Origin of the sequence: Pseudomonas sp. GL-RE-26, from assembly GCF_019956275.1 — a bacterium.
GTDB classification, from domain to species: domain Bacteria; phylum Pseudomonadota; class Gammaproteobacteria; order Pseudomonadales; family Pseudomonadaceae; genus Aquipseudomonas; species Aquipseudomonas grandcourensis.
This window is the reverse complement of sequence record NZ_JAHBDI010000022.1, coordinates 115,447-138,357: the sequence shown is the minus strand read 5'-3', so window position 1 is coordinate 138,357 and position 22,911 is coordinate 115,447. Positions and strand designations below refer to the sequence as shown.

Sequence of the window (22,911 nt, the reverse complement as noted above, 5' to 3'; positions counted from 1 at the left end):
GCTCGCGAAAGCGGTGGGACAGCCACCGGCAATGCTGAATGTGATGCCCTCATCGCGAGCAAGCTCGCTCCCACAGGGGGCCAGTGATCGACCCGAATACACCGTTTCACCCAAAACAAAAACAACAAAGGAGCGCGCGTCATGACACCCCAGGAAGTAGAACTTATTCGCCAGCACCCGGATTTCATCCAGCTGGTTCGCCGTAAACAGAAGCTGTACTGGTCACTGAGCCTGGCCATGCTGGTGATTTACTACGGCTTCGTGCTGCTGGTGGCTTTCTCCCCTTCTACCCTCGGCCAATCCCTGAGCGGCGGCGTGACCACCGTGGGCATGCTGGTGGGTGTCGTCATCGTCGGGCTGGCCTTTGCGCTGACCGGCTTCTATGTGTATCGCGCCAACAACGTGATCGACCCGCTGAATGAAAAACTCAAGCAGGAGTGCGCCCGATGAGCCGCCTTCTTGCGCTGTTCCTGCTGCCGCTGGCGGCTGTCACTGATTTTGCGATGGCCGCTGACGGCGCAGCCCGCCCATTGAACTGGAACGCCATCGGCATGTTCCTGGTGTTCGTGCTGTTCACCCTTGGCGTGACACGCTGGGCGGCACTCCGTACCCGCTCCACCAGCGACTTTTACACCGCTGGCGGCGGCATGACCGGTTTCCAGAACGGTCTGGCGATTGCCGGCGACATGATCTCGGCCGCCTCGTTCCTCGGCATCTCCGCGATGATGTTCCTCAATGGCTACGACGGTTTGCTCTACGCCCTGGGCGTGCTGGCCGGCTGGCCGATCATCCTGTTCCTGATTGCCGAACGCCTGCGCAACCTCGGTAAATACACCTTTGCCGACGTGGTTTCCTATCGCCTGGAACAGACCCCGGTGCGCCTGACCTCGGCCTTCGGCACACTGACCGTGGCCCTGATGTACCTGGTGGCGCAGATGGTCGGCGCCGGCAAGCTGATCGAACTGCTGTTCGGCATCGACTACCTCTACGCGGTGATGCTGGTCGGCGTGTTGATGGTGTTCTACGTGACCTTCGGCGGCATGCTCGCCACCACCTGGGTGCAGATCATCAAGGCGGTGATGCTGTTGTTCGGCACCAGCTTCATGGCGTTCATGGTGCTCAAGCACTTCGGCTTCAGCACTGAGGCGATGTTTGCCGGTGCCACCGCCGTACATGCCAAGGGCAACGCGATCATGGCCCCCGGGGGCTTGCTATCCAACCCGATCGATGCGATTTCCCTAGGGTTGGGCATGATGTTCGGCACCGCCGGCCTGCCGCACATCCTGATGCGTTTCTTCACTGTCAGCGATGCCAAGGAAGCGCGGAAAAGCGTGTTCTACGCCACCGGTTTCATCGGCTACTTCTATCTGCTGCTGATCATCGTCGGCTTCGGCGCCATCGTCATGGTCGGCACCGATCCAGCGTTCCGTGACACCAGCGGCGCGATCATCGGCGGCGGCAACATGATCGCCGTGCACCTGGCCCAGGCGGTAGGCGGCAACCTGTTCCTCGGTTTCATCTCGGCGGTCGCCTTCGCCACCATCCTGGCGGTGGTTGCCGGGCTGGCACTGTCCGGCGCCTCGGCGGTGTCCCACGACCTGTATGCCTGCGTGATGCGCAAGGGTCAGGCCAGCGAGCAGCAAGAGATGCGCGTGTCGCGAATCGCCACCCTGTGCATCGGTGTGCTGGCGATCATCCTCGGCCTGCTGTTCGAGTCGCAGAATATCGCCTTCCTCTCGGGCCTGGTGCTGGCCATCGCCGCGTCGGTGAATTTCCCGGTGCTGCTCCTTTCGATGTACTGGAAAGGCCTGACCACCCGTGGCGCGGTCCTCGGCAGTCTGTCCGGACTGGTCTCGGCGATTGTCTTGCTGGTGCTGAGCCCGGCGGTGTGGGTCAACGTGATGCATCACGACAAGGCGCTGTTCCCGTACTCCAACCCGGCCCTGTTTTCCATGAGCCTGGCGTTCTTTAGTGCATGGCTGTTTTCCGTCACCGATACCTCGCCCCGTGCAGCCCTTGAGCGTGGCCGTTATCTGGCGCAGTTCATCCGCTCGATGACCGGCATCGGTGCCACCGGCGCCAGCAAACACTAAACGACGACCGAACAGTTGGCAGGGAATAAAAATAATGACACCCGCACGTACCACGTCTTACCGATCACTGTTTTCGCTGGCTGCCGCATTGAGCCTGCCCATGATCGCCCCCAGCGCCATGGCCGACTTCATCGGCGACAGCAAGGCCCGTATTGATATGCGCAACCACTACATCAATCGCGATTTCCGTCAGGACAACGCGCCGCAATCCAAGGCCGAAGAATGGGCCCAGGGATTCACCGCGCGCATCGAGTCCGGGTTCACCGACGGCACCTTCGGTTTCGGTCTCGATGCACTGGGAGAGTTGGGGCTCAAGCTCGACTCCAGCCCGGACCGCCGTGGCACCGGCCTGCTACCGTTCGGCCCGCAGAGCCATGAGCCCGACGACGATTACAGCGAACTGGGCCTGACCGGCAAATTGCGGGTCTCCAAGAGCGTGTTGAAACTCGGCACGTTGCAACCCTTGTTGCCAGTGGTCACTTACAACGACACGCGCCTGCTGGGATCGACCTTTGAAGGTGGCTTGCTGACCAGTCAGGAGATCGACGGCCTGACGGTGAATGCCGGACGCCTGACCAAGGCCAACCTGCGGGACTCTTCCAGCAACGATGACGTCGGCTTCGGCGCCGCCACTAGCGATCACTTCGACTTCGGTGGTGGCAGCTACGCGTTCAGTCCGCAACTGAACCTGAGCTACTACTACGGCAAGCTCGACCAGATCTATCGCCAGCAATTCGCCGGACTGGTGCATACGCAACCACTGGGCAACGGCTTCAACCTGCGCAGCGACCTGCGTTATTTCGACAGCCGGGGCGACGGTGCCGAACGGGCCGGGCGTATCGACAACCGCAACCTCAACGGCATGTTCACGGTGTCCCACGGTGCCCACAAGGTCAGTGCCGCCTACCAGCAATTGTCCGGCGACAGTGCCTTTCCGTTCATCAACGGCGGCGATCCGTACGTGGTCAACCTGGTGACCTTCAACACCTTCACCCGCGCCGAGGAGGATTCCTGGCAGCTGCGTTACGACTATGACTTCGCGGCGCAAGGCATTCCCGGCCTGACCTTCATGACCCGCTACACCGACGGCAGCCATGTCAAGGCGGGCAAGGTCGACAACGGAAGCGAATGGGAGCGCGACACCGATATCAGCTACGTCATCCAGAGCGGTGTGTTGAAGAACGTCAGCTTGCGCTGGCGCAACGTGACCTTCCGTTCCGGCAATGGCTTGACTACCGCCGTCGATGAGAACCGATTGATCGTCGGTTACACCGTGGCGCTTTGGTAATTCCGAAAGGGCGCGGTCGCCGCCGCGCCATAACCCTTCATAACCAGGAGCAATCGTGATGTCTCACGCCCCTACCCTGCATGCCCCTACCCTGCAGAGTTTCATCGCCGGTCGCTGGATCGGCCAACAGGGCGCGCAAGTGCTGCGCAGTGCCATCGACGGCCATGAAATCGCCCGCACCCATGAGGAGCGCCCGGACTTCGCCGAGGCCATCGAACACGGCCGTCGCCAGGGCATCAGCGGCTTGATGGCGCTGGACTTCCAGCAGCGCGCCCAGCGTCTCAAGGCTTTGGCCCTGTACCTGAGCGAGCGCAAGGAACAGCTCTACGCGATTTCCCATCACAGCGGCGCAACCCGCGCCGACAGCTGGATCGACATCGAAGGCGGCAACAGCACGCTATTCACCTACGCCAGCCTCGGTTCGCGGGAGCTGCCGTCGGGCAACATCGTCCACGAAGGCCCGGCGATGCAGCTGAGCAAAATGGGCACCTTTGCCGGTACGCACATCCTGGTGCCTCGCGGCGGTCTGGCGGTGCACATCAACGCGTTCAACTTCCCGATCTGGGGCATGCTGGAAAAGTTCGCGCCGAGCTTCCTCGCCGGCATGCCGTGCATCGTCAAGCCCGCCAGCGCCACCAGCTACCTGACCGAAGCCGTGGTGCGCCTGATGGACGAATCCGGCCTGCTGCCGGCGGGCAGTCTGCAACTGATCATCGGCAGCACCGGCGACCTGCTCGACCGCCTGCAAGGCCAGGACGTGGTGACCTTCACCGGCTCCGCCGACACTGCGGCCAAGCTGCGGGTCAACCCGAACCTGATTCGTAACTCGGTGCCGTTCAACGCCGAAGCGGACTCGCTGAACTGCGCGATCCTCGCCCCGGACGTGACCCCGGATGACGAAGAGTTCGAGCTGTTCATCAAGGAAGTTGCCCGGGAAATGACCACCAAGGCCGGGCAGAAATGCACTGCCATCCGCCGCGCCATCGTCCCTGCCAAACACATCGATACAGTCGCCACCCGCCTGCGCGATCGCCTGGCCAAAGTGGTGGTCGGCGACCCGTCGGTGGAAGGCGTACGCATGGGTGCGCTGGCTTCCCACGACCAGCAGAAAGACGTGGCCGAGCGTCTGGAAGCGCTGTTGCAGAGCAGCGACATGCTGTTCGGCGCCCGCGACGGTTTCGAACCCCGTGGTGTAAATGTCGACAAAGGTGCGTTCTTCGCCCCGACTCTATTGCAGGCCCGCGACCCGCATGCCGAGGGCGGCGCCCACGATATCGAAGCGTTCGGCCCGGTCAGCACCCTGATGGCCTACGACGATCTGGACGAAGCGCTGGCCCTGGCCGCGCGCGGCAAAGGCAGCCTGGTGGCCAGCCTGGTGACCAAGGACCCGCAAATCGCCGCCAAGGCCATCCCGGTCGCGGCTGCCTTGCACGGCCGTTTGCTGGTACTGGATCGCCATTGCGCCGGCGAATCCACCGGCCACGGCTCGCCGCTGCCACAACTCAAGCATGGCGGCCCGGGTCGTGCCGGTGGTGGTGAAGAACTCGGTGGCCTGCGCGCGGTGAAACACTACCTGCAACGCGCGGCGGTGCAAGGTTCGCCGACCATGCTGGCGGCGGTCACCGGCGAATATGTGCGCGGCGCCAAGGTCATCGAAACCGACGTGCATCCGTTCCGTCGCCACTTCCAGGACCTGCAGATCGGCGAATCGCTGCTGACTCACCGCCGCACCGTCACCGAGGCGGACCTGGTGAACTTCGGCTGCCTGTCGGGCGACCACTTCTACATGCACTTCGACGACATCGCCGCCAAGGAATCGCAGTTCGGCAAGCGCATCGCCCACGGTTACTTCGTGCTGTCGGCAGCGGCCGGCCTGTTCGTGTCCCCCGGCGTCGGCCCGGTGCTGGCCAATTACGGCCTCGACACCCTGCGCTTCATCAACCCGGTGGGCATCGGCGATACCATCCAGGCGCGCCTGACCTGCAAACGCAAGATCGACCAGGGCAAGAAGAGCCCGCAGGGCATCCCGCAAGGGGTGGTGGCGTGGGATGTGGAAGTGACCAACCAGTTGGGAGAGCTGGTGGCGAGCTATGACATTCTCACCTTGGTCGTAAAACGCGAAGACTAACGCAATACCTGTAGGAGTGAGCCTGCTCGCGATGAGGGTGTGTCAGCCAAGATCATTGGGCCTGACAGATCGCTATCGCGAGCAGGCTCGCTTCTACAGGGGTATCGGTAGGCCAAAAATTTTGGTTAATGCTTACGCAACCACTCGATAAACAGCGCAAACAACTCCGACTGCGAACCTACCTCCAGTTTCAGGTACAGGTTCTTGCGGTGCATGCGTACGGTTTCCGGTGAGATGCTCATCTGGCTGGCCGTGGATTTCACCGAATGCCCGCGCAACACCATGTGCGCCACTTGCCGCTCACGTTCGGTGAGCAAATCGCTGCCGAAATGCTCGAACGCCGACTGCACCCGGTGCTTGAGATCATCGCGCATGCCCTGGTCTTTATCGCACTGGATCTCGCCACTGCGCAGCATGCCCCGTTGACTGAACTCGCTGATGAATTCGCGCACCAGCGGTTCCACGGCGCGCAGCAGATTCAGCTGTTCGGCGCTCAGGCATTCACCGCCGAAACCCTGATAGAGACTGACGGAAATCTTCGTGTCATTGCCGGTATCGACGATGTAGTAGCTGTCTTCCGAGCAGCCCGCCTTCAGGTAATAGGATTTGTAGTAGTCACTGTCGAAGAAGTTGTCCGGGGCAATTTCCTCCAGGTGATAGAAGCCTTGCGCCAACCCCTGCTCCACCGCCAGGCAGAACGGGTCGAGCAAATAGCCCCCGGCAAAATAGCGCTCCAGGATCGAGACCTGATACTCCTGGGCAATCCCGCGCTGATGCAGTAACTGAGGCGCACGGTCCTTGCGCTCCAGGCTGATCATCATCGACTCGACGGACACCAGTTGCGCCAACGCCGACGCCAGGTGTTGCAGGGCGTCAGGCTCATCGATATGGGCGAATGCCTCGCGCATTCCCCCATGCCATTTGTGCAATGCCCCGAAGGGCACCGCGATCAGCGTATCGTCGTGTGGTTTGCTCATGCCCCGCAGTCTAGCGGCTGGACACGCCCTTGGTAACAGCCTGACTGACGAAATCATTGGCCCGCGTACTGTCCGCTCGCTTCAAGCTCGGCGGCCACTTCCAGAATGCACTCGCGCAGGGTCTCGACGATTTCATCGACCTGGGCAAAGGTCAGGATCAGCGGTGGCGACATCACGTTGAGGTGCATGATCGGCCGCACCAGCAAGCCCCGGGCCTGGGCCCGCACGTGGATTTTCTCGCCGATGTTGATCTCGTCGGGGAACAGCGCCTTGGTGCGTTTATCGGCGACGAACTCCACGCAGGCCATGAGTTTCTGGCAGCGCACATCCCCCACCAGCGGCAAGTCCCGCAGGGTTGCCAGGCGCACTTCCAGATAGGCGCCCACCGTGTCGACATGGGCCAGCAGGTTTTCCCGCTCGATGATCTCGATGTTCTTCAGCGCCGCGGTGCAGCACACCGGATGCCCGCTGTAGGTGAAACCGTGGGTGAAGCAGCGGCCCTTGCCCGGCTCGGCGATGACTTTCCAGATACGGTCGGAAAAGATGCACGCACCCAGCGGCAGGTAGGCCGAGGTCAGGCCCTTGGCGGTGGTGATGATGTCGGGCTGCACGTCGAACACATCATAAGAAGCAAAGAACTTTCCCAGGCGCCCGAACGAAGTCACCACTTCGTCAGCAACGAACAAAATGTCGTAGCGCTGGCACACGTCCCACATGCGCTTGAGATAACCCCGGGGCGGAATGATCACCCCGCCCGAGCCCATGATCGGCTCGGCAAAAAAACCGGCAACCTTGTCCGCGCCGATCGAGAGGATCTTGTCTTCGAATTCCTTGACCAGGAACTCGAGGAACTGCGCCTCGTCCATGCCATCGGGCGCTCGGTACGGGTTGGGGTTGGAGACGTGGTGGATCAGCGGGTTGGTGTAATCGAACTCCGGCACCCGGTCGGCGGCCTTGTTGCCGATCGACATGGTCAGGGTGGTGGAGCCGTGATAGGCGTTGAACCGCGCGATGACGTGCTTCTTCGCAGGTAGGCCACGGCAGTTCTGGTAGTACTGGATCAGCCGGTAGGCGGTGTCCACGGCGGTGGAGCCACCGGTGGTGAGGAACACATGGTCGAGGTCGCCGGGAGCGAGGCTGGCGAGTTTTTCGCACAACTGGATGGCGACGTTGTTCGACATGTCGGAAAACGGATTCGAATAAGCCAGTTGCCGCACCTGATCGGCGATGGCCTCGGCCATTTCCTCACGGCCCAAACCGATGTTGGTGCACCACATGCCGCCCACCGCATCGAGAAAGCGGTTGCCCTGGGTGTCGTAGATGTAGGCGCCTACGCCTGCGACGATGTTCAGCGAGCCTTGCTCGGCGTGTTCGTCGAACACGTGATAGCCGTGCATATGGTGAGCCTTGTCGGCCTTGACCAGTCGGGACTCGTCCGCTGGGGAAAAAACGCTGCGTGCTGGCGTCGCCATAAATAAACCTCTAACCGAATTGACTAACGTTCGAACCCATCAGATGCCGCTTTTCACCGTGCTCCAGACCCGGGTAATCGCCCGCATGTCCTTGGCGTCCTGGGTCTTCTGCGGGAACAGCCGCTCGCGGGTCTGTGGATCGGGGTAGATGGCCGGGTTGTTGCGCACATCGGCGTTCAACAACGGCGTGGCCGCGGCGTTACTGTTGGCGTAATTGATGAAGTCGCTCACGTCCGCCATCACCTGCGGCTGCATCAGGTACTCGAGAAACTTGTGGGCATTGGCGACGTGCGTCGCATCGGCCGGGATGTACATGTTGTCGAACCAGATCAGCGAGCCTTCCTTGGGGATGAAGTAGGCCAGGTCGATCTTCTTCTTGGCTTCTGCGGCGCGGGCCATGGCGGTGGCGTAGTCGCCGGACCAGGTCATGGCCATGCACACGTCGCCGTTGGGCAGGCTGGTCAGGTAATTGACGGAGTCGAATTTGCGGATGTACGGCCGCACCGACAGCAGCAAATCCTGTGCGGCTTTCAGATCTTCCGGTGCGGCGCTGCGCGGATCACGCCCCAGGTACTTCAGGGCCATGGGAATGACTTCAGTCGGGGCATCGAGCAGGGTCACGCCGCAGTCGGCGAAGCGCGAGACGATCTTCGGATCGAAGATCATCGCCAGCGAGCCGATCGGCGCGTCCGGCATGCGCTCCTTGATCTTGTCGACGTTGTAGGTCACGCCGTTGCTGCCCCAGGTATAGGGCGCAGAGTACTGGGTGCCAGGGTCATAGCCTTGCAGGTCTTCGAGGATCTGCGGATCCAGGTTGGTCCACCCCGGCAACTGCTTTTTATCCAGCGGCTGGAACACCTTGGCCTTGATCAGCGGTGGCGCGAGGGAGGCATTCAACACGATCAGGTCATAACCGGAATGGCCGGTGAGCAGCTTGGCCTGTACCGTTTCATAAGAATCGAATGTGTCGTAGACCACCTTGATACCGGTGGCCTTTTCGAAATCGGCGATGGTTTTTTCACCGATGTAATCCGCCCAGTTGTACAGCCGCAGCGTATTGCTGTCGTCCACTTGAGCGGCGTAGGCATGAAAGGTCAGCGGTACAACAAACAGACTGGAAATCACCTTAAGCAGCGTCTTGCCCATAGCAAATGCACCTTATAGCGAGTTCGGCTCTGGATGAGCGGATGCCCCCACTATTGGTCGATTCGCCGGGCGCGGCCATACCCCGAAAGGGTGTGTGTCGCTTTTTGGCACATCGGCATGGCAAAAAGCGGCAGTGCAGTTGACCCGTTTTGCCATAGATCCGGAGTTTGTCCGGCGCTTAAAGTGGCAGCCCTGAACCGACCCTGCAGAGCCTGCGATGACCGACCTGATCAAACACGAGCAACGCGACGGCGTGTTGACGCTGACCATCGACCGCCCGGACAAGCTCAACGCACTGAACAACGCCATGTACACGCAGTTGGCCGACCTGCTGCAGGCCGCCGACGAAGACGAGCAAACCGGCGTGATCATCCTCACCGGTGGCCCGGCGTGCTTCACCAGCGGCAATGACCTGGTGGATTTCCTGCAGAATCCGCCCACTCATCTGGACGCCCCGGCGTTCTACTTGATGAAGGTCGTCACGCGCCTGCAAAAACCGCTGGTCGCGGCAGTCTGCGGTGCGGCCATCGGCATCGGCACCACCTTGCTGCTGCATTGCGATCAGGTACTGGTGACCCGCAACGCCAAGTTGCGCATGCCGTTCGTCAACATCGGCCTGTGCCCCGAATTCGGCGCCAGCCTGTTGCTGCCACGCCGCCTCGGCCATGCCCGCGCCGCGAGCCTGCTGCTGTTGGGCAACGGCCTGGACGGTAACGAAGCGGTGGCCTGGGGTCTGGCCAACGAAGCCTTCGATGACGGCGAACAATGCCTGGCGGCGGCGACAAAAATCGCCCAGCGCTTCCTGGCCATGCCCCAGCAAGCCTTGCGCCAGTCCCGGCAGCTGATGAAACAGGCTTCCCTGGCCGAACTGGAAGCCACCCTGCGCGAAGAAAACACGCTGTTCATTCAGCGCCTGAATACCGACGAGGCGAAAACCGCCTTGAACGCCCTGCTCAATCGCAGTACAGATAAGAATCCACCGAAAGGAAACCAGCCATGAACACTCCAGAAATCTACGTCGTCAGCGCCGCCCGTACCGCCATCGGTACATTCGGCGGTTCGCTCAAGGACGTGCCACTGGCCGACCTCGCGACCACGGCCGTGAAAGCCGCCCTGGAGCGAGCCGCCGTGGACCCGGCGCTCGTTGGCCATCTGGTGATGGGCAACGTGATCCCGACCGAAACCCGCGACGCCTACATCTCCCGCGTCGCAGCGATGAACGCCGGCATCCCGAAGGAAACCCCGGCCTACAACGTCAACCGCCTGTGCGGTTCGGGCCTGCAAGCCATCATCAACGCTGCCCAGACCCTGATGCTCGGCGATGCCGACATCGTCGTCGGTGCCGGTGCCGAATCCATGAGCCGTGGTCCGTACCTGATGCCGGCCGCCCGCTGGGGTTCGCGCATGGGCAACGCCCAGGTCATCGACTACATGCTCGGCATCCTGCATGACCCGTTCCATGGCATCCACATGGGCATCACCGCCGAGAACGTCGCTGCGCGCAACGGCATCACCCGCGAAATGCAGGACGCCCTGGCTTTCGAAGACCAGAAACGCGCGGCTCACGCGATTGCCAACGGCTACTTCAGCGAACAGATCGCGACCGTGGAAATCCAGGATCGCAAAGGCGTCAAACTGTTCAGCGTCGACGAACATCCGCGCGCCACGTCCCTGGAACAGCTGGCTGCGATGAAGCCTGCGTTCAAGAAGGACGGCTCGGTCACCGCCGGCAACGCCTCGGGCCTCAACGACGGCGCCGCGGCACTGGTCATGGCCAGCGGCAACGCGGTCCAGGCCAATAACCTGAAACCCCTCGCCCGCCTGGTCAGCTACGCCCACGCCGGCGTCGAACCTGAGTTCATGGGCCTGGGCCCGATCCCGGCCACACGCCTGGCGCTCAAGCGCGCCGGCCTGACCGTCGCCGACCTGGACGTGATCGAAGCCAACATCGCCTTCGCCGCCCAGGCCTGCGCCGTCAGCCAGGAACTGGACCTCGACCCGGCCAAGGTCAACCCGAACGGTTCGGGCATCGCCCTGGGCCACCCGGTGGGCGCGACCGGCGCAATCATCGCCACCAAGGCCATCCACGAACTGCATCGCACCGGCGGCCGTTATGCACTGGTGACCATGTGCATTGGTGGTGGCCAAGGGATTGCGGCGATTTTTGAACGCGTGTAAGCCTCGAACAATCGCTGAAAAACCTGTGGCGAGGGAGCTTGCTCCCGCTGGACTGCGCAGCAGGCCCCGCTTTTTAAGAGCCGGGGCCGCTGCGCGGCCCAACGGGAGCAAGCTCCCTCGCCACATTTGACCGTGTAACGCCCCCCAGAGAAGCAACCGGCGCTTGATGGATTCCCCCGGCAACTGGTCGCAATCGATCAATACCGCCCCCGCCCCGCATCACCGACTTCGCCGTAAACCGGCTGCCACCAATCGAAATCAAAGCGGCGGCTTTTCCCCCTTGTCCAGAAAGATCTGCGCCGGCAGCTTGAAGTCGCGCAGTTTGAGCAACGCCAGCGGCCCTGCGCCCAGTTCAGTGCGCAGGTGCCAGGTCAGGTCGAGGCCATCAGGTGCCCTGAGCTGCACGCGGTACTGGCTGTCGGTGTCGTTCAGGGCGGTGATTTTTGCCTGTTCGAGCAGGCGGATCAGGCCCCAGGTGCCTTCGTAATCGCCGTAGAGGCGTTCGTTGGCCAGCACGCTGATCCACAACAAACGCGTGCCCGGATGCTGGCTGAAGCCCGGCCAGCTGAAGCGCTGCCAGCGTTCCTTCTGGTTGAAGTACTCATGCTTTTCGCCGTTGAGGATGAAAGTGGTCTGCACCACGTCGCGCACCGGCTTGCCGCGCAGCTCGAAACTCAGGCCCATGCCGCCGTCGGTGTAGAGCACGTCGGCGAGGTGGCTGAGCTGGTTGATCGCCGTCAGGAACTTCGGGTTGAAGTGCAGACCCTGGCTGTGCCGCGCGTCGGCCACCCAGCGGCTGCCTTCCTTGCGCAGCACACCGCCCAATTGCTGCTGGAGGAACTGGTCGATGCGCCCGGCGTCGGCGCGGATCATCTGCCCGAGCATCGGCAGCGAGGCGTCACTGCCGGTGGCAGCAAAGGGGTAGCGCCCGGCAAACGCGCCCTGCCAGTCGCGTACGATCGCCCGCTGCCACTGGCTGTTGAGGCCGGCCACCGAGGGTTGCAGGACTCGCTGCCAGGCCTGCTCCAGCGGCTGCACGAACAGGGTCTGGCCGACGCCGTCCCACTCGGCGCCGAGGCTGGCGGCGAGCAGGCTGCCGTAGGCCAGGGTGTCGGTGAGGTCGACGCTGTGGCCCTGGAACACGCTTTGCGCCAGGGCCTGGGTCATTGCCTGGGGATTAGGTGCGTTGCTCACTTGCTGCAACTTCAGGCGAACCCGGGTGACGCGGTTGAGGAAGGCTTGCAGGCTCAGGCGCTCGCTGTCGTTGGCGTTGTCGGCGTCTTTTCCGAGCAAGGTCAACAATGGCCCAAAGGTGGCGTCCAGCGGGCTGCCTCCGCCGGGCTTGGCCTGCTCGATCACCGGCACTGGCTCCTTGCCGAGCAGTTGCTGCGCCGACTGCACCAATGACTCGGCCAGCGCCTGACGACGGGTGCCAGCCTGGCCCTGATAGGCCAAGGTGTTCATCAGCGCGATCAGCGGCGACTGACGCACATCGCTCATCAGCGCCAACTGATCGATCACCTCGCCAAGGCTGTCCACCGGTTGCCAGCGCAGTTGGTTGAGGAAGTCCAGCCAGGCGTGGGCGTAGTCCTGGAAGTAGCGTTCGGTCAGGCGTTGCTTGAGTTGTTCCGGGCTCAGGTCGGCGGCGAGACGCGCCGGGTTGTCGCTGAGCACCCAGTCGATTTCTTCACGGCGTGCCTCAGCGATGGCGTCGATGGCCGGGCGCACCTGGCCTTCCCAGGCTTGGCGGGTGAACACCCCCGGCACCTCGGCCGAAGTGGCAAACAGCGTCGATGCCTCGGTGTCGCCGACCATCTGCGCCAGGCTCAGCACCGGCGCGTGATTGGCGGCGTTGTCGAGCACGGATTGGTACAGGCTGGCTTCGCCGTTGCGCTGGCCCAGCTGGCCGATCAGCACCTGGCGGACTTGGGCCACCAGCTTGGGATCGGCGTCGATGCGCCAGTCTGGGTGGGCGGCCAGTTGTTCGGTGTAGAACTGCCACAAGCTCGGTGCCAGGGCGTGCCAGAGTCCAGGGGAAAAGTCGGCGCTTTGCGGCTCGGTGTCCACCAGGGCTTGAGCAAGAAAGGCAGGATCGGTTTTTTCCGGGCGGGCCAGCATCAGGTAGGCCTTGAGTTGCGTGTAGGCAGATTGCGCGCGCTTGGCACGCTCGGGGCTGTCCGGTGGCAGCTTGACCAGGGCGTTGAGCTGGGCCTTGAGCGTGGCCGCTGCCGGGTCACGCAACAGGCGCTGGTTGGCCTCGACGTAACGCGGCCATAGCGTGGCCAGCAGTGCGTCGTTCTGGTTCAGGCCGAAACGCTGGTACCACGGCGTGCCGTGGGTAGCGCGGTAATCCAGGCGGCCCAGTTCGCGAGTCAGTTCGTTGAGCGCGCTCAGTTGGGCGTCGCCGGGGGTGGCTTGCTGCAGCGTCGTCAGCGACGTTTGTAGATGGTTGATCTGCACGCGGTTGCTGATGAACGACAGCAGCAGGCCGGCGCCCCAGACCAGGGCCACGGCCAACACCAAGCCATAAGCGACGCGCGGGGCGCTCCAGCCCAGGCGACGGTTCCGCCGTTTTGGCTCGCCGAGCACGCCTTGCCAGGCAGGGTCCATGGGCCAGAAGTGCTCTTCCTTGTTCTGCGTTGTATTGGACAACGGCAGGCTGAACCACAGGCCGCGCAACGGAACATCCTGCCTGGAACTGCCGAACCACGGCGTCAGTGCCTTACGCCAGCGGGCCACGCCTTCAACTTGCAGGTCCCGCGCCAGGCGCACCAGAAAATCATGCGCCATCGTCAGGTTCATCTGCGCCCAGCCTTCCTGACGCATGGGGCCCAGTAGACGGTGCAGCGACGTTTCCAGGTCTGTGGCGCTAAGACGAGATGACAGTGCGCAGCCAACCGCCTGGCTCGGGAGTTTCTCCTGCAACCAGTGACTGGCGCAAACCTGCCAGAGGTGCAGCGGCAGCGACCAGCCCAGCGTACCCGCGAGGTCTTGCAGGTGCCGCGCGCCTTTACCCATGTGGTAGTCGTCTGCGCTTTGCTCGGTATTCAACGCCCAGACCACCCCGTCGAGAGCACGCCAGCGGGTCAGGCGGCGATAACGCTCAATCATCACGTCGTCCAGCTTGTTTTGCACGCTGCCGCCCCATAGCAGCAAGGTGTCCTGATCTTCCAGCCAGTGGTCCCGGGTCAGGCCGGGGGCGATGGCCTGGATCTGCTCGGGTTCGCCGACAATGAGCAGGAGTCGGACCTTGGGATGCCAAAAACCGCGGTGGCGCGCCCGCAACGAAGTTCTAATCCTGGCTTCCCATTGTCTGTCCTCGGCGCCAGCCGAATTTGCAGAAGGCCGTTGCGCAGGCTGGGGCTTATCGTCCGACTCAAATGGTTGATAAGTAGCACCGCCAATCCACCGGCCTATCAATTGGTAACCACCCAGGAACACCACCAGCACAATAGTGGTCGCCGAGCTCACCGCAAGCCAAAACGTTTGCCGGACACTACCCGATGCCATGCCCAACGACTCGGGATGGCGCCAGAGCAGCACACTCAAGACCAATCCGGCCATCAACAGCACACTCGCCAGCACACCCAACCCTACAGAGCGTCGAAACTGCATTCGAGATTTCCTATTTCGAAAGGGGTGACACGGGCATCAACACCGTGCTCCAAAGGCCATCGGCGGCAGTTCCGCCGCTGAAAATGAATTGCGGCCCGGCGCCGCGTTCAATCGTTTGCGCCGCAGCGGCGATGGCCAGCCAAGGTGAGGCTTTCCCCGCATGGCCAAGCAACGCGTCGAGGTTGCAGAAATTCTGCGGCGGCTTGACCGGCATGGGGACGTCACGTAATACGCTCTCCACAGGGCTTGGCGCACCTACCCCAGCCCGCCAGACCTTTTCGATCGATTGACCCAGCAGCGGTGCCCAGTCGAGAGCCTGACGCGCGGAACCCAGCAAGCCAGCTTCGCTGAGCTGGCGTTGCTGTTCTGGGCGATGAAGATAAGCAATGGGCGGTAAGACCGACTGTGTAAGCCGGTTGCCGAACAACAAACCAACGGCCACTTCTGCTGTGCCCTCAGGCTGATCCGGTGCCAACTGCACTGCCAGCACCATCAGCAAAGCCTGATCGTCAATACGCTGATCCAGCCAGCGATCCACCGCAGCCAATCCACGGCCTTCGAGGGGGACCACCGATTGACGGATACCGGATTCTCGCCATGCATTGCGCCATGCAGGAAGCCATTGGCCCTCAGGCAGCCTGCTATCGACGTCCAATAACAGGGCAATAGGTTTATCGTCAGGCAACTGTGAAAGGACTGGTGCCAAGTCGGCGAACGAGCGTGTCAATACACTCAAGAACACTGCTTCGAGGTCTTCACCCAGGTCTTCCTCCAAACGGCTGTGACTTAATGGCGCCCCGTCAATCCTGAACGGTTGCGCTTTCAGTGCTGCATTCCCGTTTAGCAATGCGTCGAGTTGCCCCACTGGCCCAGCCGATGAATCTCGCAGCGCGGTGTAACAACTCACCCCTAAAACCTGTTGAGAGCGTCGACCTTTCCGAAGCCTGCGGGTCAGGTCTTTTTCACGGGCATCATCCCAACCATCCGCGGCAGCCTGCTTGCCGATATGTAATAACACTCGCGCAAATCCCAGCACGCACCAGCCAAGAAGTGGCAGGCCCAACGCGAGATTCCAGAAATCAACAGGCTGCTGGTGCAACGGCCCATCGGCGAACAAGAGGCTGCCTCCTATGCCGAGCAAAAGACACAAAAAAAACAGGCCAAGCCAAAGCCAGACCCGAGGTCGTGCAGGACGTCGCGCACGAGCAGGTACAGTATCCAGTCTGACAGACATAATTAACTTTCCCCCTCGTCAACTAACAAGGGCATTAATGCATAGCAACTGGAGCAATAATGACCATATATTTTTCATACTCACAACCTCACTAGACCAAGAATTTTTATATATTTTGAAATTTCATACGAGTTAGGCAATTCCTTACCTCCTCCCCATAAACAACCCCTGTCAACTCACAATTTTTTTATAATATTCAATTTCATCTGAAGTCCGATCCATATCTTCAACATAAGACACAATCTCATCTCTGGTTTTTGAGGAAATCCCTCCAGTGACAGATAGCAAACTATAGAAGCCATCCCCAACCGTACCCGTCTCCAAATAAATCAATTCAACCAACCTTGATGACGTCAAAGAAACAAGACACCCGACCTCCTCAATTTTAGACTCACCACCCAAAGATGAAGATCTATAATCGCTGCAGTTCGAGTCTCTGAACTTTATCCATGCGCGCTGCCCTTCCAAAAGTAGTTTTTTATTTTGAATTTGATGATTAGATACCAAAGCCTTGTATTGAGCATTCAGTTTCCGATCCACTCGCTTATAGGAATCGCTTATACATTTTAAAATTTCTTTAGTTTCTGTACTCTCAGAATCACAGTCGCTATCAGCGTTAGCTAGTGAAAACCAACTCATACCAAAACAACACAACATCAATCCCAACAGTCGCATTTCAAACCCCTCTCAAAAAGTTTAGCTTCTTCTTCCTAACGGATTATCAGCCCCATGGAATTCGCCGTCGAAAACAACGCTATTCACTTTTCACACATTGATTAGGCTCGTTAAAGCTTAACATTTCTTGCAACACCCATCCTTCAGTTATACTTTTTCCTTGGTAACGAACTTTAAGCCACTCTCCACTATCAGTAGAGTCAAGTAGGGAGACGCCATCCCCCTTTACGATATACGCTTTCGTAACGTCTGCTGCGGTCGGGGACCTTGACAGAAAAGCTCGATTAACAGACACGCAAGCGGTAGCGGGCGTATCGTCACCAAGAAAATTTATCGAGAATTTAGTTTCTCCATTCCTATCAATCTTCGTAACTCTTTCCAGATCAGAACTAAGAGGCTCTATAATTTTGTGACGGTAAAGCTCACCTTGTTCAGCCTTAAAAATTTCAATCCTCGAAAATGGGCCAACACGCTTAACGCTTATCAATTCTCCGTGATCGTTGATGTAAGGAGATCCAAAAAGCCCGTCAAACTCAGTAAAAACTACCGAACCGTCCTTCACCGCAGTGATAAATAGAGCATAAAAACTGTTAGAGCCAGCTTCAAATAACTTTAGAAATATATCATTTAATCCATTTTTATTGGCATCCATAAAAATTACTTCTTTTGCGCCGCCGCCCTCCACTACTTCGGACTTAAGTAAAGTCCATTTCTCTTCTCTAAACCGAACCCAGTATTCTTTGCTCTCCAGTTTTATTGTGATTACTTTTTCAGGAGCTAGCTCCCCTCCAAAAAACCTGGCATGCTCTTGCGATTGTACAACACAGGAGGAAATTGCCTGCAGAAGTAGGATAATTAGAAACCCAGCAATTCTATTCCTTGAAAATTTCATCGCTCTCACCAAAATAACGCTTCCAAATATCAACCCCTACAACGCTGGCCCTTAATGAACTTTCTGATATTTTGTACTTCTTAAATTCTCTTCCTCCGTATATCGGGCATGTTGAGACTTTTAGCTCAGAAATAAGTGCCAAAGCATATCGTTCTCTTTCGTATGCATGATTGAACCCTCCATTGACACCAATGATAATTTTAATTAAATCATTATTTTGTGCGTGCTTACTCATATCCCCCCACGCAGACCCTTTCCTCCAAAACCAACCGGCGGACCCCGTAATAAGCTTCATATCACTAGCAACCAAATCCACTGACGTAGTAATTGGCAAGTGCTCGCTTCTAAAGTAGGCCTGATAGTTTTCGACATGAGTTAATTGGATTAATCCCCTACCGTGATAGTCGCTACCACCTCGATAATTATGCCAGTGCTCAGGCGTGGACCCATTTCTATTTTTATACTCTGTTGTTGTGTTAAATCTGTCGCACTCCATTGCAATATTTGATAAAAATAGCGCCTTATCCAAGCAGTCATTTATTCCATATCTGTCCATTGCCTCATTTAAAGCAGCCAACAACGTTTCAGCACCAGTATATTGAACTTCTGAAATGTACGACTTATGAAATAGGCCTTTAACTATTTGCTGCTCGGAAATGACCGCTCGCATTTCATCCAGCGTGATATCTCTTCCGCAAGCACAAGAACGCTGTGTAAATCCACCAATGAGTCCTATCGGATGAAAGTGATACGGCCTCCCCCATGACGGCAACCCCACTTTCTCCGCCACCTCCCCCCACCAACTGATCTGTTCGATCCGCTGCTTCTCCGCCTCCCAGTTCCAGTGCGGCGTCGAGCCGCTGTGGCCGAGCAGTTCATCCAGCGCGTCCCACTTCTGCGTCTGGTGAAACCATTCGCTTTCCTTGCGCAGGACCATCTGCGAAATGGATTGCGCCAGCGCCGGGAGTTGCAGAGCCGCCTGCACTTCCTCGGCGGTGATCTTGTCGTCGCCGTTACGGTCGAAGATCGCGTACATGCGGCGTTTCATCGGCCCCTGGTTGTTTTTCTCGGCCAGGGGCCTAAAGCGCTCGCGTTGCTCCTCGTTAAAGCGGCCGACAGCACTGAAAAACGACGCCATTTCCTGTCGCGGCGTGCTGTAGTCGAAAATCACCTCATAACCTTCCCACGACCACGGGCTGAGCCACGGGGTGACGTCGACTTCTTCGCACACCCAGCCGTCGAGCAGGTTGTGGTCAGCGTCGTGCAGCAGTCCGTCCAGGCGATACCAGTTGCGGGCCTTGCGGTACTCGGTCGCCGGTACGTGGATTTTTCTTTCGGGCGGCAGGCCATCCAGGAGGCTTTTGGGGACTAACAGGTCGGCGGCGCTGCGTGGGCCGGCGTCACTCGACGCCTGCAGGCGCGCGCCCGTGACCCATTCTTCATGGGGTACCACCGGCGTGCCCGTGATCAGCTTCATCCAGGTGCACTCTTTTGCCGGCAGGCGCTTGGCCCAGTCTCGACTGGCGTCAAAGAACAAATCGACGTCATCGCCGGTGAACACTTCCAGGTGCAGTTTTTCCTCCGGTCGATCCGCGCCCATGCTCTGGTACTCGCCGAAGTGCCCTATCAAGGCACCGGCCTGGATCGGCACAGGCTGGTCGAGTACCACGATGCGGTCCGTGGCCAGCGGAGCGAAATCGCCTTGCAGTGAGGCAAAGTGCACGTATAGGTGGACGCGCTCAAGCTTGCGGAAATCGCCCTCGCCGCTGACCGTGACGACCGAGCCGGTCGGCAGTTTCAAATGGACATCGCTCGTCAGGCTCGGCTCGGCGCGAACATTCACCGCCGGTTCCGACGAGGTGATGCGGTACTCGTTGTCCCCGAGGGGGCGCAGCAGCTTGGCGGCGATGTAGCCCGCCAGCGCACCGTCGTCGGTGATCAGGACATCAGGGCCAAGGCGATTTTCCAGTTTGCGGTAGGCCCCCGTGCCACTGACGGTCACCGGCGCACCCCGCGGCAGGAAGTCGATGATCTTGCCTTGGGAAGGCTGGTGACGCACATTCAGGCCGCGCTGTTCCAGCGAGCCCGGGCGAATGTCCTTGGCGTTTTGCGGGACCCGCAGGGTCGGACTGGCGGGCCAGAAACCGGGGCGCTCGATGGCATCGTTTTGCTCGTATTTCGCCCAATCCTGCAGGTGCATGTACAGGCTGTAGAAGGTCAGGCTGGGCGGTATGTCCGTGCTGCCGGTAATCTTCGGCGGCTGCAGGCGATGACGCACCAGGACGAAATTGCGCGAGAACGGTTTGTTGATGGTCATCTCGCCGATGAAATAACGTGTGGTCGGCGCGTGCGTGTCAATGCGGTACGCCACCACTTCGCCATCGGCCAGGCAGCGGACGCTGGACTGATCCAGGGTGCCGGCGGTGCCCCCGTCGAAATGGATACCGCCGTGGAACAGACCGCTGCGACCGATTGGGTAGTAGCCGCCGCCGGCCTTGGCCAGGTGGGTCAGTTGCATCAGTGGGTTGAGGTTGCTCTTGAACGGATGGCACCAGTTTTTCAACGGAGCCGGGCTCGCGGGCGGCGTAATGAGCCGGGTATCGGGCGTCGGCAGGATTGGCGCGCGGGGGGCCGCAGGCGGTAGGGGCGGCTCGTGTAAGCCAAAAAGTCGGGCAAGCAAACTGGCCATGTTGTATGTCGCTCCTTGTTGTGCAAAAGGGATCAGGCAGAGAAATCCGAAAGGTCCGAGGACGTGGTGGGGTGTTCGGCCAATCGAGATTGCGCCGGCATGTCCTGTGCTTGCGTGGCTGCACCGCTGTGTTCGAAATGGGCTGCCTTGACTTTGTGATCCCCCGCCGTGCCCGACTCGATGCTGTTCGTATCCAGACTGAGGTAACTGCCACCTCCGTTGAGGACGATTTTCTTCTTCGCCGTGATGTGGATTTCATCTTCGGTGCTGGTGATGTCCAGGCCGTGCCGGGCGATCAGTTCCAATTTGTCGTTTTGCGCCTGCACACTCACCGGGCCCTGGTTGGCGATCAGCTTGATGCCGAGCTTGCGCACGAACAGGCTCAGGCCCTGGCCGACGCCGATGAACAGGCGCTTGACCACGCTGAGGTCGGCTTCGCCACCGGCGTTGAGCATCAGGTTGTCCTGCGCCGCCAGTTGCAGGTGTTTTCCGCTGGTCAGGGCGATGCCTTGGGGGGCGCTGAGCAGCAGGACCTGGGATTTGAGCTGTTCCAGATCCTGGCGCAGCAGGTTCAGTTGCGCGGCAACATCGGCCGGTTCGGCGCGGGCGGTCTGGGCGTCGCTGGAGAGCTGTTGCAGCTGTTCACCGGCCTGTTGCAGACGGGCCACGGCGGCGTCCATGTCCAGCACCGGGCCCTGCGCTTTGGGCTGCGCGTCGGCACTGATGAATACGCCTTTGCCTGCACGCAGACTGCCCCAATCATCCGTGCGCAGCTCAAACCCTTCCCCGCGCTTCTTCCGCTGGCCATCCACCAGATGCCCCAGATTCAGCTGGCTCTTGCCGCCATACTCGGTACTGAGCTTGATGTGCTCCTGCCCCCGCGTGTCGTCCATACGCAACTTGTTGTTGGCCGGCGTACGCAGCACGTTGCGGTGGTCGTTGCGCTGGGTCACCAGGTCCGGGTGCTGGTCGTCGTGCAGGGCGTGGGCGATGTAGGGGCGGTCCGGGTCGCCCTGTTCGAAGGCGATGGCCACTTCGGTGCCGGCGATCAGCGGCAGGTGCAGGCCGTAGGTGTCGCCGGCGTAGGCGCGGGCCTGGCGCAGCCATTTGCTTTCGCGGCCGGCGGGCCAGGTGTCGCGGTCGAAGAGGAATTTGACCCGGTAGCGCCCTTGCATGTCGATTTCGGTGTACAGGGGGTTGCTCTGGGGGTGGGTGATGCGTGCCGGCAGGGTGCCGGCGATCTGTGGTTTGGGTGGGACCTCTGGGCGAAAGCACAGGCGCAAGGCGTAGGGCATGGCCTCGAAATCGCAGGTCAGGCTGCGGTCGCGGGCGGCGCGGGTGGTGATTTTTGTGATCACCACGCGGGGGGTAAAGGCCTTGGGGGCGTCGCCGCTGATGGTCAGGACCTGACCCGGGGCCAGGGTGGCGCTGCTGCTGGTGCCGCTGAGGTGGGTCTGGTTGTTGAGGTAGCGTTCGTGGCGCAGACGCGCGTAGAAAAAGCCGCTTTCGCTTTGCAGGTCTTCGTCGCGCAGGTGGGACTTGCCGAGCACGCGGTAGGGTTCGGCGTAGTGGTAGGCGTCGCCGTAGGTGTTGTCGGCGACGCCGCGGGTCGTGGCCACGCCGTGGGTGGCGGGCTCGCCGAGGGTCTGGTCGACCTCGCCGTCGAGGTAGGCGCGGCTGTCCTCGGGGTGATAGGCGCGTACGCTGACGTGCTGTTCTACCACCCGGTGACGGGTTTTCAGGGCCCAGACGCTGTCCTGCTCGCTGTTGCTGAAGCCCGAGGGCGAGCGCAGCGGCAGCTCGACGTCGAACTGGTAGCAGCGCTGGTCGTCGCAGAACTCGACGACGTCGAAGGCGAGCTCTTCGTGCTGGATGCAGAGGAACCAGATGCCGACGTCGGCCAGCAGGCGGCTGATGAAGGCCAGGTCGCTTTCCTGGTACTGCATCACCTGCTCGCGCTGCGGGTACTCGCGCTTGAGGTTGAAGCGAAAGTGCCCGGTGTCCAGACCGTGGCGGTCGCGCAGAATGCTTTTGACGATGTCTGGCACGGACTGGTGCTGATAGATCCGCGTTTGCTGGCCGCGACCGAGCAGGGCCAGGCGCGGTTGCAGGGTGACTTCGTAGCGGGCTTCGTCGATTGAGCCGGACAGGCGCTGGCAGGCGGTGATGCGACCGTACAGCGTGCGCAGCGGCATTATCGGCCTGGGCACTTCCCAGTCGAACACGGGCACGTTGGACGGTGCGTCGTACAGGCTGAACTCGGCGTACTGGCCGATGAATTTTTCCGCGCCGATGTCGAGGTCGCTGGCGGTGAATTCGATGCGGTAAAGGTACGGTTGGCTCAGGTACTCATGGCCCTCGAAGGTGAGGACGTCGAGGTGGGTGTCGAGGCCATCGATCTGTAGTTTGTGGCGGCGGTGGTCGAAGAAGGTGCGCAGTGCGTTGGACAAAATCAGGCCTCCCTTGGCTTTTGAAGCGGACGGGGAGGCTTCGTTGCCACCCTCGTTCAAACGCTCGGCAGCTT

At 60.4% G+C, this 22,911-nt stretch carries 15 protein-coding genes; 6 read left to right on the top strand and 9 right to left on the bottom strand.

The annotated features are described in order from the left end of the window. The first annotated feature begins 141 nt into the window (after positions 1–141). Genes KGB07_RS15500 through paaZ form a run of 4 tightly spaced genes read left to right on the top strand, consistent with a single transcriptional unit; the run spans position 142 to position 5,509 of the window. Positions 142–450: a DUF485 domain-containing protein gene (locus KGB07_RS15500; RefSeq protein WP_046042846.1), complete on the top strand. Its 309-nt coding sequence runs from the start codon at positions 142–144 to the stop codon at positions 448–450. Further along, positions 447–2,093, top strand: a complete 1,647-nt coding sequence (locus tag KGB07_RS15495) for a cation acetate symporter (protein ID WP_223465860.1) — start codon at positions 447–449, stop codon at positions 2,091–2,093. The genes KGB07_RS15500 and KGB07_RS15495 overlap by 4 nt, the downstream gene beginning before the upstream one ends. Before the next feature lie 34 nt (positions 2,094–2,127). Continuing rightward, complete coding sequence (locus KGB07_RS15490; RefSeq protein WP_223465859.1) at positions 2,128–3,381, top strand: OprD family porin; 1,254 nt, start codon at positions 2,128–2,130, stop codon at positions 3,379–3,381. A 58-nt stretch (positions 3,382–3,439) separates the two neighbouring features. Continuing rightward, positions 3,440–5,509 carry a phenylacetic acid degradation bifunctional protein PaaZ gene (paaZ, locus tag KGB07_RS15485; RefSeq protein WP_223465858.1) on the top strand — a complete coding sequence of 690 codons (2,070 nt, stop codon included), beginning with the start codon at positions 3,440–3,442 and terminating at the stop codon, positions 5,507–5,509. Between the two features lie 125 nt (positions 5,510–5,634). Here paaZ and KGB07_RS15480 read toward each other — a convergent pair whose 3' ends face one another. Genes KGB07_RS15480 through KGB07_RS15470 form a run of 3 tightly spaced genes read right to left on the bottom strand, consistent with a single transcriptional unit; the run spans position 5,635 to position 9,104 of the window. Further along, entirely contained in the window at positions 5,635–6,543 is a 909-nt protein-coding gene (locus tag KGB07_RS15480) for a helix-turn-helix domain-containing protein (protein WP_223465857.1), read from the bottom strand. Then, complete coding sequence (locus KGB07_RS15475) at positions 6,540–7,958, bottom strand: aminotransferase (protein WP_046042851.1); 1,419 nt, start codon at positions 7,956–7,958, stop codon at positions 6,540–6,542. The genes KGB07_RS15480 and KGB07_RS15475 overlap by 4 nt, the downstream gene beginning before the upstream one ends. A 39-nt stretch (positions 7,959–7,997) precedes the next feature. After that, the gene (locus tag KGB07_RS15470) at positions 7,998–9,104 is read right to left on the bottom strand and encodes a polyamine ABC transporter substrate-binding protein (RefSeq protein WP_046042852.1); all 1,107 of its coding nucleotides are present in this window, start codon (positions 9,102–9,104) and stop codon (positions 7,998–8,000) included. Between the two features lie 217 nt (positions 9,105–9,321). On the opposite strand from KGB07_RS15470, the gene KGB07_RS15465 reads away from it, so the two are divergent. Both KGB07_RS15465 and KGB07_RS15460 read left to right on the top strand, forming a co-directional pair. After that, positions 9,322–10,104 carry an enoyl-CoA hydratase-related protein gene (locus tag KGB07_RS15465; protein WP_046042853.1) on the top strand — a complete coding sequence of 261 codons (783 nt, stop codon included), beginning with the start codon at positions 9,322–9,324 and terminating at the stop codon, positions 10,102–10,104. Further along, positions 10,101–11,282: an acetyl-CoA C-acyltransferase family protein gene (locus KGB07_RS15460; RefSeq protein WP_046042854.1), complete on the top strand. Its 1,182-nt coding sequence runs from the start codon at positions 10,101–10,103 to the stop codon at positions 11,280–11,282. Before KGB07_RS15465 ends, KGB07_RS15460 begins: the two co-directional genes overlap by 4 nt. Positions 11,283–11,540: 258 nt before the next feature. Here the strand turns inward: KGB07_RS15460 and KGB07_RS15455 are convergent, their stop codons facing one another. From KGB07_RS15455 to KGB07_RS15430, 6 genes are all read right to left on the bottom strand, one after another. After that, positions 11,541–14,897 carry an ImcF-related family protein gene (locus KGB07_RS15455; RefSeq protein WP_223465855.1) on the bottom strand — a complete coding sequence of 1,119 codons (3,357 nt, stop codon included), beginning with the start codon at positions 14,895–14,897 and terminating at the stop codon, positions 11,541–11,543. A gap of 10 nt (positions 14,898–14,907) precedes the next feature. Further along, positions 14,908–16,014, bottom strand: coding sequence for a hypothetical protein (locus tag KGB07_RS15450; RefSeq protein WP_223465853.1), 1,107 nt, complete (start codon positions 16,012–16,014; stop codon positions 14,908–14,910). Between the two features lie 288 nt (positions 16,015–16,302). Beyond that, complete coding sequence (locus tag KGB07_RS15445) at positions 16,303–16,806, bottom strand: lysozyme inhibitor LprI family protein (RefSeq protein WP_223465851.1); 504 nt, start codon at positions 16,804–16,806, stop codon at positions 16,303–16,305. A gap of 79 nt (positions 16,807–16,885) precedes the next feature. Next, entirely contained in the window at positions 16,886–17,698 is an 813-nt protein-coding gene (locus KGB07_RS15440; protein ID WP_223465849.1) for a hypothetical protein, read from the bottom strand. Next, positions 17,679–20,387 (bottom strand): hypothetical protein, encoded by a 2,709-nt coding sequence (locus KGB07_RS15435; RefSeq protein WP_223465847.1) that lies wholly within the window; start codon positions 20,385–20,387, stop codon positions 17,679–17,681. The genes KGB07_RS15440 and KGB07_RS15435 overlap by 20 nt, the downstream gene beginning before the upstream one ends. A 32-nt stretch (positions 20,388–20,419) precedes the next feature. Next, on the bottom strand, positions 20,420–22,837 hold the full coding sequence (locus KGB07_RS15430) for a type VI secretion system Vgr family protein (protein WP_223465846.1): 2,418 nt from the start codon (positions 22,835–22,837) through the stop codon (positions 20,420–20,422). Positions 22,838–22,911: the final 74 nt, after the last annotated feature.

What these genes read in the sequence shown, in the direction of transcription:
- KGB07_RS15500 (WP_046042846.1), top strand. Translation starts at nt 142, where the DNA reads ATGACACCCCAGGAAGTAGAACTTATTCGCCAGCACCCGGATTTCATC.
- KGB07_RS15495 (WP_223465860.1), top strand. Translation starts at nt 447, where the DNA reads ATGAGCCGCCTTCTTGCGCTGTTCCTGCTGCCGCTGGCGGCTGTCACT.
- KGB07_RS15490 (WP_223465859.1), top strand. Translation starts at nt 2,128, where the DNA reads ATGACACCCGCACGTACCACGTCTTACCGATCACTGTTTTCGCTGGCT.
- paaZ (WP_223465858.1), top strand. Translation starts at nt 3,440, where the DNA reads ATGTCTCACGCCCCTACCCTGCATGCCCCTACCCTGCAGAGTTTCATC.
- KGB07_RS15480 (WP_223465857.1), bottom strand. Translation starts at nt 6,543, where the DNA reads ATGATTTCGTCAGTCAGGCTGTTACCAAGGGCGTGTCCAGCCGCTAGA.
- KGB07_RS15475 (WP_046042851.1), bottom strand. Translation starts at nt 7,958, where the DNA reads ATGGCGACGCCAGCACGCAGCGTTTTTTCCCCAGCGGACGAGTCCCGA.
- KGB07_RS15470 (WP_046042852.1), bottom strand. Translation starts at nt 9,104, where the DNA reads ATGGGCAAGACGCTGCTTAAGGTGATTTCCAGTCTGTTTGTTGTACCG.
- KGB07_RS15465 (WP_046042853.1), top strand. Translation starts at nt 9,322, where the DNA reads ATGACCGACCTGATCAAACACGAGCAACGCGACGGCGTGTTGACGCTG.
- KGB07_RS15460 (WP_046042854.1), top strand. Translation starts at nt 10,101, where the DNA reads ATGAACACTCCAGAAATCTACGTCGTCAGCGCCGCCCGTACCGCCATC.
- KGB07_RS15455 (WP_223465855.1), bottom strand. Translation starts at nt 14,897, where the DNA reads ATGCAGTTTCGACGCTCTGTAGGGTTGGGTGTGCTGGCGAGTGTGCTG.
- KGB07_RS15445 (WP_223465851.1), bottom strand. Translation starts at nt 16,806, where the DNA reads ATGCGACTGTTGGGATTGATGTTGTGTTGTTTTGGTATGAGTTGGTTT.
- KGB07_RS15440 (WP_223465849.1), bottom strand. Translation starts at nt 17,698, where the DNA reads ATGAAATTTTCAAGGAATAGAATTGCTGGGTTTCTAATTATCCTACTT.
- KGB07_RS15435 (WP_223465847.1), bottom strand. Translation starts at nt 20,387, where the DNA reads ATGGCCAGTTTGCTTGCCCGACTTTTTGGCTTACACGAGCCGCCCCTA.